The sequence below is a fragment of the Flavisolibacter tropicus genome, assembly GCF_001644645.1.
Taxonomy (GTDB): Bacteria; Bacteroidota; Bacteroidia; order Chitinophagales; family Chitinophagaceae; genus Flavisolibacter; species Flavisolibacter tropicus.
Genome location: NZ_CP011390.1, coordinates 985,720 through 998,053, shown reverse-complemented (window position 1 = coordinate 998,053; position 12,334 = coordinate 985,720). Strand labels below are relative to the sequence as shown.

The following is a 12,334-nucleotide window of genomic DNA, read 5'->3' as shown; positions in this document are numbered from 1 at the left end:
TTATGGGCGCAAAAATAAAGAAGATGTGAAACTATGACAGGTAAACTACAATTGGCATTAATTTGTTAGTTACAGATCAAATAATTTTGCAGCATGGAAGCGACAACAACAGCCCCGGTAAGTTTTACACAAGGGGCTATAAATGAACTGAAAAGATTGCACAGTGATCCTTCTTTTGATACATCCAAGGTATTGCGCGTAGGTGTAAAGGGCGGCGGCTGCTCTGGACTATCCTATGTACTGGGCTTTGATGATAAAAAGGATACTGATGCAGTATATGAGTTTGAAGGCGTTTCTTTTGTTATGGAGAAAGCCCATGAGCTTTATTTGTACGGTATGCAGATTGATTGGGAGAATGGGTTAAACAACAGAGGATTTGCCTTTATAAATCCAAATGCTTCTGCTACCTGCGGTTGTGGTAGTTCCTTTGCTGTTTAATTTGAGTAGAAATATTCTTTTATGAACTTAGTTTGAACTTGTATATATAATAATAAAGCCCCGGCAATCCGGGGCTTTATTATTATCGTGCTAAGACTGATTATTTAATCGTCTCATGCTGAGGAGTTGTTTTTTGTTTTTCTTCTGGCAGCAGGTTTTCTCCCAATGCTTTTTTACCGCCCAAGTCTACAAGAACTGGAGCCGCAACAAATACAGATGAGTAGATACCTACAACTACACCGATCAACATCGCAAAGGAAAAACCTCTGGTTACTTCACCACCAAAGATGAAGAGAATCAGGATAGTTAAGAATACTGTCAATGAAGTCATTACTGTACGGCTCAGCGTATCGTTAATGGCCTTGTTGATGATGGTTTCTTTTGATTGACCGGTCAATTGGCGGCTGTATTCACGAATACGGTCAAAGATTACCACCGTATCGTTCATTGAGAAACCAATTACTGTCAATACCGCAGCAATAAAGTGCTGATCAATTTCAAGTGGGAATGGTACAATCTCTTTAAAGAACGAGAATACAATTAAGGTTACTAAAACGTCATGCAACAAGGCTGCAATAGTACCCAGTGAATATCTCCAGTCGCGGAAACGGATGAAGATATAGATCGAAATGATCAGGATAGACCAGAAAGTAGCCCATTTAGCACCTGTCTTCAAGTCATCAGAGATAGTAGGTAAAACGGTTGTAGAACCTAATTTATACTTTTGGTCAAACTGGTTGAATGAAAGACCTGTAGGTAAATGGTTTTTCAAACCTTCTAACAATTTGCTTTCAACCACTGTATCTACACCAGGGCGAGTATCAGTGATCAGGTAAGCTGTAGTGATATCAAGTTGATTGTTACCACCGATAGTTTTAATGATTGGGCTTTCACCAAAAGCAGTTTCTAAATCGTGTCTAACTGCCTCAACATTAACTGGCTTATCAAAGCGAACCACGTAGCTGCGACCACCTTGGAATTCTACACCATAATCAAAACCATGGAAGAAAGAAGCAATACCTAAAACTAAAACCACTAAGGAAATAGCATAAGCGATTTTGCGTTTTTCAATGATTTGGAAGTTAGCATGCTTGAAGATGCTGCGAGAAATAGGAGTGAAGTATTCCAAATGCTTTCTCTTGTTAGTAAACCAATCTGTTACCCAGCGGCTCACCAGGATACCGCAGAATAAAGAAAGCAGGATACCAATGATCTGGGTAGTAGCAAAACCTTTTACAGGACCCAAACCAAAAGAGAACAAGATAACGGCTGTTAATAAGGTCGTAATGTGACCATCAAGAACTGGAGGCAATGAACGCTTATAACCTTCATTTACAGCTTGAATATAGTTTTTACCTCTGGTTAACTCTTCTTTAATGCGTTCATAGATCAACACGTTGGTATCAACCGCCATACCGATGGTCAGTACTAAACCGGCAATACCAGGAGCTGTTAAAGTAGCACCTAAACCAGTTAATACACCAATAGTAAATAACAAGTTCAGAATCAAAGCAATATTAGCAACCCAACCGCTGGTGTTATAATAAACCAACATCAGGATGAAGATCACTGCAAATGAAATAGCGAAAGCCAAGATACCGCCTTTGATAGCATCGTTACCCAAAGTAGGTCCAACTACTTGTTCTTGAACAATCTTAGCTGGAGCTGGTAATTTACCTGCTTTTAAAATGTTTGATAAGTCATTAGCCTCTTCAGGAGAGAAAGAACCTGAAATGCTAGAATTACCACCTTCAATAACATCATTAACATTTGGAGCAGAGTAAACGATGTTATCTAATACAATGGCAATAGCACGACCTTTATTTGCTCTTGTCATATCAGCCCAAATGCGAGCACCTGTAGGGTTCATACGCATTGAAACCTCTGGCTTACCAGTAGTAGGATTGTAATCTGAACGAGCTTCTACTACTGATTCACCTTCCAGTTTAGCTTTATCGCGACCTAAAGTTTTTATAGCATAAAGAGCAACAAATGGAGCTCTTTTGTTCTCAACTACATCAGGAATACCAAACATAAAGACTACATCTGCAGGGAAAGCACTACGTACAGCAGGGTTTTCCAGATGTGTTCTTACAATTGAAGTATCGTTAGTAGCTACAAAACCAAGCTGACCATTATCAATTGCCTGTCCGTTTTGTGGGTTGATATTGAATTGAATATACTGCCACAAAGAGCTACTTGTCGCTGTTGTGTTTTTAGCTGTATCCGTTGTTTTTTGTAAATCAGCAACACTACCAACGCTTGTATCTTTTGTTGCAGAAGCTACAGCAGTGGCTGTATCTGCTTTCTTACTAGTATCGGCTGATGGAGTAGTAGTGTTAGCTTTCTTTCCACCCATTACAGTTTTGAAAGCTTCGTCCGCTTTTTGGATAGAAGGAGCTAATTCACTAATGTTATATACTTCCCAGAACTGTAAGTTGGCAGAAGATTGTAAGTATTTACGTACACGCTCTTGATCTTGCACGCCAGGTAGCTCAACTGTGATGATACCTCGTTCTGGATCAGGATTGATGTTAGGCTGTGCCACACCAAACTGGTCAATACGTTGTTGTAATACACGGAAAGTTCTGTCAAAGGCAGATCTTGCTTCTTGGCGGATTGAAGAAATTACCTTGTCATCAGAGTCTCCAACTTTAATAAGATCCTGGCCAGGAATAGCAAACAGAGAAGCTAAACGACCGTTTGGATTTAATTTTTTGTACTCTTCAACAAATAAGCTGATAAAATCAGCATTACTGTTGGCTTTTTTCTTGTCAGCATTAGCAATCGCTTGGTTGAAAGTTGGCTCTTTTGAATTGTTGGCCATTGAGCGTAACAAACCTGCTAACTCAACCTCCATTGTTACGTTGATACCGCCTTGTAGGTCAAGACCAAGGTTTAACTCGTTCTCTTTGGCTTGTTGATAGGAGATTTTTCCTGTAGGACCATAGTGTACAGTCTCATCTCGAGTACTGTCTAATAAACGCTTTAAGCGATCTTTAAACGCTTGATCACGCACATCAGCAGGTGCATTTGCGTAATTCGCATTTACAAATTGTTGGGCCTTTGCCTCCATCTTCTTTTCATGGCCACGAACAACCCATGTAAAAGATAATTCATAAATAGAATAAAGGATTAGTAGGATGGTAAAAAAGCGAACCAAGCCTTTCAGTTGCATACACGGTTTTTTTAGAGTTGGCAAATATAGCTTTTTCAACTTGAATTCCACCCCTGCAGAGCTCGATGATTAGCAATTTCTAAACATGAGTTAAATAGTTGATAATCAGCAATGTAAGGATTGAGTTGATTTAAGTAATGAAAAAATCTTTCAAAAAGGTAGCTGTTTCAGCGTTTTTTTAGCTACATAATTTAATGATTCTTATTGATTTAAGTCAACCGGAGAATTCTTTAAAAAGCATAGAAAGGTAGCGTATTATAGCATGACAAAGACCTTAAACGGCATTTTTTTTAAAGCTTAATGTAAATACTATTTTTAATAAAAAGACAAGTGGAGGTAATATTCTGGTGATATCTAATTACAGGTATTTTTCAAGCTGATCCTATGACTCCATTATAAGTAGGGGCATAGCATACCGATTCTTTTTGCTTTAAATGAATAAGATTTAATTTCACTCTTAATGAAAACAAGGTCATTAAATATAGGATTATCCATTACCCTGTTTATCCTATTTTCATGTAGCTCTGCCAAACATTCAATAACGCCAGCTATGGAAATCAAGGAGCATTTAAAAACATCTGACTCTTCTTCAAAAACTGATGCATTTCTGGCCAATCTATTACATTCTTACCCACAGTATTTTGACACACTTTTGGCAAATCCGAAAATTTGGCAAATCCAGATTATATATACCCAAATTGACCGGGATGAGAAAAATAAGCCATCATTTAAGCATTATTATTACAACATAAACCCCTCAAACTATTACTACCCAGCCTCAACGGTGAAGTTGCCAGCGGCTGTTTTAGCATTGCAGAAGCTGAATGAATTAAATATAAAAGGGTTGGATAGAAATACAACAATGGTAACGGAGGCGGACTACCCAGGACAAACAAGTGTATATAATGATCCGACAACTCCTGATGGCCGTCCAACCATTGCACACTATATAAAAAAGATTTTGCTGGTTAGTGATAATGAAGCCTTTAATCGTTTATATGAATTTTTAGGGCAAGAATATTTAAATGATAAGTTGGCTAAGATGGGTTATGATCAAACACAAATCATACACCGTTTAAATATTGCTTTGAATGAAGAACAAAACAGGCATACTAATCCGGTCTTTTTTGCTGACACAAGTGGCCAGGTTATCTACCAGCAGCCATTGATAAGAAGTAATTTATCTTATCAAAAACGTACAAATCTTTTAGGGGTTGGTTATTATAGTGACGATAAACTGGTTCATAAACCGTTTGATTTCTCAATGAAAAACAGGCTAACATTAATAGACCTGCATTCTATTCTACAATCTGTGTTATTCCCCAATGACGTACCTCAAAAACAACGGTTTCAATTAACAGCAGATGACTACCAATTTTTGTACAACTATATGTCTATGTACCCTAAAGAATCTGTGTTTCCTTCATTTGATAGTACCCATAATGATGCCTATGTGAAGTTTTTGTTATATGGCTCTAAAGATCCAGTAAATCCCAATATCCGCGTTTTTAATAAAGTAGGTGATGCTTACGGGTTTTTAATTGATGCCGCCTATATAGTCGATTTTGAAAATAATATTGAGTTCCTATTAAGTGCCGTTATTCATTGTAACTCAGATGGAATCTATAATGATGATAAGTATGATTATGATCAAGTAGGTTTTCCCTTTATGAAACACCTGGGTGAGGTGATTTATGGCTACGAGAAAACACGTGTGCGAAAGCATTTGCCCGATTTAACTTCGTTTAAAATGAACTACGGCCAATAGAAGTTATTACATTTGCCCTTTTGATAACACCGATTGCATGCAATTATCAACATTACTTACACGATTCAACGAACCGGAAACACTGAAAATGGCCAAACTTGGCCGTGAACTCCGAGCCCAAGGTATTGACATTGTTGACTTGAGCTTAGGTGAGCCTGACTTTGATACGCCTCAGCATATTAAGGATGCCGCCAAGCAAGCCATCGATGAAAACTGGAGCCATTATACACCGGTAGCAGGTTATTTAGATTTACGTGAGGCTATTTGCCAAAAGTTTAAAAGAGATAATAACCTTTTTTATACACCTGAAAATATTGTAGTTTCTACTGGTGCCAAGCAAAGTTTGGCCAATGCCATCTTAAGCGTGGTAGACCAAAGTGATGAAGTAATTATACCTACGCCTTTCTGGGTTACTTACGCTGCGTTGGTGCAACTGGCACAGGGCGAGGTGAAACTCATTAAAACCACAGTAGAATCAGGCTATAAAATTACCCCAGAACAACTGGAGGCATCTATAACTCCAAAGACCAAACTTTTCATCTACTCTTCACCTTGTAATCCAAGTGGTGCTGTTTACAGTAAAAAGGAGTTAGCCGCTCTGGTGGAAGTATTTAAAAAACATCCGCAGGTATTGGTGATCTCTGACGAGATCTATGAATACATTAATTACAATGGTCGCACAGAAAGCATTGCTCAATTCGAAGAAATGAAAGATCGCACCATTGTGATCAATGGATTGAGTAAAGGTTTTGCCATGACTGGATGGAGATTGGGTTACCTGGCAGCACCTAAAGAAATCGCAAAGGCTTGTGATAAAATCCAAGGGCAGTTTACTAGTGGTACTAACGCTATTACACAGCGTGCTGCTATAGTTGCTCTTACTTCACCGTTAGATGCAACAATGGCCATGGTAGCTGAATTTGCTCGTAGGAAAGAGCGCGTAATGCAGTTGTTGAGAGGTATTAAGGGATTGGAATTTACGGAACCCGATGGTGCCTTTTATGCATTTCCTTGTGTAGATTACTATTTTGGTAAAAGCGATGGTGAAGACGTTATTGAAAATAGCAGCGACCTAGCTATGTACCTGTTAAACAAAGGCCACGTATCTACGGTAACCGGGTCAGCGTTTGGTGATGACCGTTGCCTGCGTCTTTCCTTTGCTAACAGTACGGCTAATATTGAAAAAGGTTTTGGCCGCTTAAATGAGGCATTAAGTAAGCTGCGTTAATTAATTGGCAGCAAGTTGCAGGAGTTGGTTATGCAAAGAAATCACTTGAGGTATAACCAATTCCTGTTCATCATTCCTAATAACAAAGTCGCTTAGACGCATTTTTATAGTTTCATCTATCTGGCGATTCATCCTGTTTAAAATATCTTCTCTTGTAGCGCCATCCCTGTCCATCGCTCTTTTCAGCCGTAAATGTTTTGGTGCTTGTACTCCAATTATATAATCTAAGCCACTTGCAGAGCCAGCTTCAAATAGCAGGGCAGCTTCTTTAATAATATAGGGGGCCGTTTGTTTAGCCATCCAATCCTCTGCATCTTTTATAGTAGGAGGGTGGACAAGACTATTGAGTAATTGCAGCTTTTCATCATTTCCAAATACTGCTGCTGCTAGTTTACTTCTATTTAAATTGCCTCCTTCATACATCTCTTCACCAAAGTATTTTTTTATTGAAGACATCAATTCCTGATTGGTTTGATACAGAAGTTTTGATGCAGTATCTGCATAATAAACAGGGATACCTAGCAATTCAAAAACTTTTGCTACAGTTGATTTACCGGATCCAATACCTCCTGTAAGACCAATCTTTAGAATCATATAGAGCTAGATTAAAGTAGTTGTATGATGAGAAAGGGAAAATTAGAGCTTTCTATTGTATAAAAGAAGAAAGCTGTCGTAAAGACAGCTTTCTAAATAATCAAATGATCTATAAATTCTTCGTTCTATTTAGCTGGAGTAGTAGCAGCTGGTTTATTCAGTTGGGTTGTCCACTCCAATGAAATAGCACTCTTTTCTATTTTGATATAGCTTCCAGGATTGATCTCCAGGCTAATTGTGCCATCTTCATTTACTTTATTGATGGTGCCATGAATGCCAGCAATCGTAACTACTTTGTCACCTTTCTGCAGGTTATCAATAAACGTTTTTTGACTCTTTGCTTTTTTAGCTTGAGGACGAATGAAAAACAACCAGAAAACAAGGATCATTAAGCCTAAGAATATAAACTGAAATCCTCCAAATCCTGGAGCCTGTGCTTGTAAAAGATACATGATTGAGATATTAGTAATTGAATTATTTCTTTTGAACGTCTACAGCAAAAGACAGTGTCTGCATGTTAGGATTAGTATTAGCTGTAACATACACATCTTTACGTTGCTGACCTTCACGACCTTTACTGTCAAACTTAGCTTTGATAACACTCTCTGCACCAGGAGCAACAGGCTCTTCAGGCTTGTCGGCAACGGTACAGCCGCAACCAGGGTTAACAGAAGCAATGATTAAAGGCTTATTGCCAGTGTTTTTAAATTTCCAGGTTACTTCAACAACACTACCTTCCTGTACTTTTCCCAATTCCTGATGAATAGAGTCTACCCATTGGATAGAAGTATAGTTAGCAGAATCATTTACAGCATCTAACATTTGTGCATGTTGTACTGAGTCATGTTTAGCTTTTGCTGTAGCTGAAGCATCATTGCTGGAGCAGCTGTATAAAATGAAGCTGCCTGCAAGAATGATTAGGGCTTGTTTCATATTGATTAAAAACAGTTTGAGGTACAAATGTAACAGGAATTGTTTTAAGCTTTCTTAAATGCTGTTTTCTGTAATTTTCCTTCCTGCACTAACTCTTTGTGTATATTATCCAGAATGCCATTTACAAACTGACCACTTTGCTGAGTGCTATAGTCTTTAGCTAGTTCAATATATTCGTTAATGGTTACCTTAGGTGGTATTGTTTCAAAATAAAGGAACTCCGCTACTCCCATTTTCATCAGGATTAAATCCAATGCTGCCAAACGCTCTGCATCCCAGTTTTTAAGTTTAGGAAGTATGTAGCTCTCCAGGTGTTCGTTTTTCTCTATTACTGTCGATAAAAGGCTCTTGGCAAATTGCAACTTGTCGCCACCTATAAATTGACCAAGATCTGCGCTGCCAGGTTTTTGTAAAACGCCTTTTACTAATTGTACAACCATTTCACCATCATCGTCCCAGTTGCTATAAACCTCTTCTAAATGGGAAATAAATGATTCATTAGGAAGTAGCAGTTCTTCGAAAATATAGTTGGCAATCTCTTTTTCTTCATTTTTTTCTCTGGAAGGAGTGGAGATATAGCGCTTATAAATATCAGTGTTGGTTAGCTGAATATAGAGTTTGCGTAATAAATCACGATCAATGCGCAGGTTTACATTAGAACTTTCCCATTCCGCTTTTAATGAAGCATCTTCTTTAATCTTCCAAAGCCACTCATTACCTGCAATCTTAGTGTTAACATTTAAGTCTTCTACAGAAGGTAAATGCTTGCTGCTACGCGCGTAGGAATCAGTTTCAGCATACATACCTATCTCTGTAACAAAATAAAGTAGGTATTGGAGTAAGTCTTTTGATTGGTCAAAATGCTTTTGTAAAAGCTTTTGGGGTTCGCCGGGCTTCACATTATTCTCTAGGGTACTCAACGTATACAAAGTCTGCATCACTTTTACCCGTATATTCCGTCTGCTGATCATGATAAGAACTATTTGGGCGGCGAAGATAGTAAGGAACAAAGACTTCCTGAAATGAAAGAACGGCTGTTTAGGCAGCCGTTTTATAAAATAGTGGTAAAACTTTCTTTACAACTTAAAGCCAAGTGTAATGCTTAATACCCTGTGTTTATTCTTGTTATCGTCATTGCTTTCTGTTCCAGATTGTAGTTTGGCAAGCCCCAAACCATAGTTAACACCTAAAACAACAGATTTGCCTTCAATACCAGCCGTACCATTTAGACCATAATCAAAGCGCTTCATAATGCCAAAGCCTGCACCCTCTTCATAATCTAATGTGGTAGGATCGTCATTGGAGAATTTAATGGTTTTTTCAGCATTAGTGGTTGTAAAAGGTGTCTTGTTCTCAATTTTTGTTTTACCAGCTACACCAATAGCTCCGTATGCACCCCCACCTACAAAGAAGCGACTACCACCACCAAGAGGTAATTTTGCCACCAAGTTTACTGGCACTTCCACATAATAAGGATTGGTCGTGGCTTTAGAATAAAAACTGCCATTAGGATTGCCAGACTCAGTTTTAGAACCTTTACCAGTAAATAAGAGACCTGGTTGTACAGATAAGATGCTTCCAGCCAATGGAAAATCACCGATAAAGCCTACCTGAAATGATGTAAGCATTTTAGCATCATTCACATGCCCATCATCCGTTACAGAAACATTAGCCAGGTTTACACCAGCACGTAGCTGACCACTCGATTGCGCAGACGCACTAAAGAAAGAACATAACAAAAGGGTTACTCCTACAGAAACGGATCTCATTTTCATATATCGTACAGTTTTGGTCTCTTTGAACAAATGACTTGCCAAAAGTTTAACGAAATGAAAAAATAAATTTCTAGAATAGCAAAAACCCCACTGGTTAGGTGGGGTTTAAAATTTTTATTCAAGTTGGCTTCAGCCCGAATCACGTGACCCGTGATACTCTCCGCCCAGGATACAAAATTCTTCCCGGAAAGACTAACAGGCGATGGGTAGGAATTGGATTCCTAAACAACTGTGAGACGAAAGTAAAAAAAACAGCTTTTTGTGTCAAGCTTTTAGAACATTTTCTTTTGAAAAGAAATACTATACTCCAACTGCTTTACATGTAAGGATCAGCCTTACAAAATCAAAAAAGGATTATCTACATTGAAGCCCTTTTTATTCTTCTTTGTGCTCCCGACAAAGGTCTTTCTGAACCAGCTAAATAGTTTGTTCCACATACGCGTTTGTTTTTTAAAATAAACAAATAATTAAAAAAACTCAAAGGGGATTGATCGTGGCGCAATAATCCAATCTAGATCATTGTGTTGACGTAGGAAACAGTTGGTGAACTTCAAGATACTAAAACAATAAATAGAATGTTCTGGCAGAGCTGAAAAATATTTTTTGTATAAAAAAGAAACCTCATCAACGGATGAGGTTTCTATAAAGTTTGCGGAAACTAATTCATCTCCACAAAGTATGCGATTAATAATCCATACCCATTCCGCCTGGCATTCCAGCAGGAGCACCAGCAGCAGATTTAGGTTCTGGTTTGTCAGCTACTACACATTCTGTAGTTAACAACATACCTGCAATAGAAGCAGCATTCTCTAAGGCAATACGGCTTACTTTAGTTGGGTCAATAACACCAGCACCAATCAGGTTCTCATACTGCTCAGTACGGGCATTGAAACCAAAGTCAGCTTTTCCTTCACGAACTTTGTTTACCACTACGCTACCTTCAATACCAGCATTGGCTACGATTTGGCGTAAAGGTTCTTCTAAAGCACGGCGAACGATTTGGACACCGGTAGCTTCGTCTTCGTTGAATGTATCAATATTGCCTAAAAATTCAATTGCACGAACATAAGCTACACCACCACCTGGTACGATACCTTCTTCAACAGCTGCACGAGTAGCGTGTAAAGCATCGTCTACGCGGTCTTTCTTTTCTTTCATTTCTACTTCTGTAGCAGCACCAACATGTAATACAGCCACACCACCGCTTAACTTAGCTAAACGCTCTTGTAATTTTTCACGGTCGTAATCCGAAGTTGTGTTCTCGATCTGAGATTTGATTTGATTGATACGGTTTTGGATATCGCTGTGCTCACCTTTACCGCCAACAATTGTAGTGTTGTCTTTATCAATAACTACGCGCTCAGCTCTACCTAAGTAAGTCAGATCAGCGTTCTCTAATTTATAACCTTGCTCTTCAGAGATCACGATACCTTTAGTCAGGATAGCAATATCTTGCAGCATTTCTTTTCTGCGGTCGCCAAAGCCTGGAGCTTTAACAGATGCAACGCGTAAAGTACCACGCAGTTTGTTTACTACTAAAGTAGCCAATGCTTCACCTTCCAGATCTTCAGAGATGATCACTAATGGAGCGCCTTGTTGAGCTACTTTTTCTAAGATGTGCAGGATATCCTTCATGCTGCTGATCTTTTTGTCATAGATCAGGATGTATGGGTTATCCAGCTCAGCTTGCATTTTTTCGCTGTTGGTTACAAAGTAAGGAGAGATGTAACCACGGTCAAATTGCATACCTTCTACAACGTCAACCGTTGTTTCGATACCTTTAGCTTCTTCAATAGTGATAACACCATCTTTGGAAACTTTTTCCATTGCTTGAGCGATCAGCTTACCAATCTCGCTATCGTTGTTAGCAGAGATTGTAGCTACTTGCTCAATCTTTTGGTTGTCGTTACCAACAGTTTGTGATTGAGAACGCAGGTTTTCAATCACCGCTTTAACCGCTTTGTCAATACCGCGCTTCAGGTCCATTGGGTTGGCACCTGCTGCTACGTTCTTTAAACCTTCAGTAATAATAGCCTGGGCTAAAACGGTAGCAGTAGTAGTACCATCACCAGCAATATCAGCTGTTTTAGAAGCTACTTCTTTTACCATTTGAGCACCCATGTTCTCAATAGCATCTTCTAGTTCGATTTCTTTTGCTACTGTAACACCGTCTTTAGTAACGGCAGGAGCACCAAATTTTTTCTCGATAACAACGTTACGACCTTTAGGTCCTAAAGTCACTTTTACAGCGTTTGCTAAAACATCAACGCCTTTTTTCATTTTATTACGAGCATCCGTTTCGAAAAACAGTTGTTTAGCCATAACTTATGTAGTTTGAAATTGTTTAAAAATTGAATGAGTGGTTAAGGTATTTTTTGAAGTTAGCTGCGAGCTATGAGCCGTGAACTGTGAGAAAAATT

At 38.6% G+C, this 12,334-nt stretch carries 10 protein-coding genes; 3 read left to right on the top strand and 7 right to left on the bottom strand.

Going from position 1 to position 12,334, the window contains the following annotated elements; all coding sequences use genetic code 11:
• Nucleotides 1-93 precede the first annotated feature (93 nt).
• Nucleotides 94-438, top strand: coding sequence for a HesB/IscA family protein (locus SY85_RS03975; protein ID WP_066401908.1), 345 nt, complete (start codon nucleotides 94-96; stop codon nucleotides 436-438).
• Nucleotides 439-538: 100 nt separating this feature from the next.
• Here SY85_RS03975 and secDF read toward each other — a convergent pair whose 3' ends face one another.
• Nucleotides 539-3,616, bottom strand: coding sequence for a protein translocase subunit SecDF (secDF, locus tag SY85_RS03970; protein ID WP_066401907.1), 3,078 nt, complete (start codon nucleotides 3,614-3,616; stop codon nucleotides 539-541).
• A gap of 460 nt (nucleotides 3,617-4,076) precedes the next feature.
• Here secDF and SY85_RS03965 point away from each other — a divergent pair, with 460 nt between their 5' ends.
• A complete protein-coding gene (locus SY85_RS03965) occupies nucleotides 4,077-5,384 on the top strand; it encodes a serine hydrolase (protein ID WP_082886286.1) in 1,308 nt (435 codons plus the stop codon).
• 37 nt (nucleotides 5,385-5,421) lie between these two features.
• A complete protein-coding gene (locus tag SY85_RS03960) occupies nucleotides 5,422-6,612 on the top strand; it encodes a pyridoxal phosphate-dependent aminotransferase (protein WP_066401905.1) in 1,191 nt (396 codons plus the stop codon).
• Here the strand turns inward: SY85_RS03960 and coaE are convergent, their stop codons facing one another.
• The 6 genes from coaE to groL form a co-directional block, all read right to left on the bottom strand.
• Complete coding sequence (gene coaE / locus SY85_RS03955; protein ID WP_066401904.1) at nucleotides 6,613-7,206, bottom strand: dephospho-CoA kinase; 594 nt, start codon at nucleotides 7,204-7,206, stop codon at nucleotides 6,613-6,615.
• 125 nt (nucleotides 7,207-7,331) lie between these two features.
• Nucleotides 7,332-7,658: a preprotein translocase subunit YajC gene (yajC, locus tag SY85_RS03950; protein WP_066401903.1), complete on the bottom strand. Its 327-nt coding sequence runs from the start codon at nucleotides 7,656-7,658 to the stop codon at nucleotides 7,332-7,334.
• A 22-nt stretch (nucleotides 7,659-7,680) separates the two neighbouring features.
• Nucleotides 7,681-8,139 carry a DUF1573 domain-containing protein gene (locus SY85_RS03945; protein ID WP_066401902.1) on the bottom strand — a complete coding sequence of 153 codons (459 nt, stop codon included), beginning with the start codon at nucleotides 8,137-8,139 and terminating at the stop codon, nucleotides 7,681-7,683.
• 44 nt (nucleotides 8,140-8,183) lie between these two features.
• Complete coding sequence (nusB, locus tag SY85_RS03940; RefSeq protein ID WP_066401901.1) at nucleotides 8,184-9,110, bottom strand: transcription antitermination factor NusB; 927 nt, start codon at nucleotides 9,108-9,110, stop codon at nucleotides 8,184-8,186.
• Nucleotides 9,111-9,215: 105 nt separating this feature from the next.
• On the bottom strand, nucleotides 9,216-9,914 hold the full coding sequence (locus SY85_RS03935; protein WP_066401900.1) for an outer membrane beta-barrel protein: 699 nt from the start codon (nucleotides 9,912-9,914) through the stop codon (nucleotides 9,216-9,218).
• Between the two features lie 684 nt (nucleotides 9,915-10,598).
• Nucleotides 10,599-12,236, bottom strand: a complete 1,638-nt coding sequence (gene groL / locus SY85_RS03930; RefSeq protein WP_066401899.1) for a chaperonin GroEL — start codon at nucleotides 12,234-12,236, stop codon at nucleotides 10,599-10,601.
• Nucleotides 12,237-12,334: the final 98 nt, after the last annotated feature.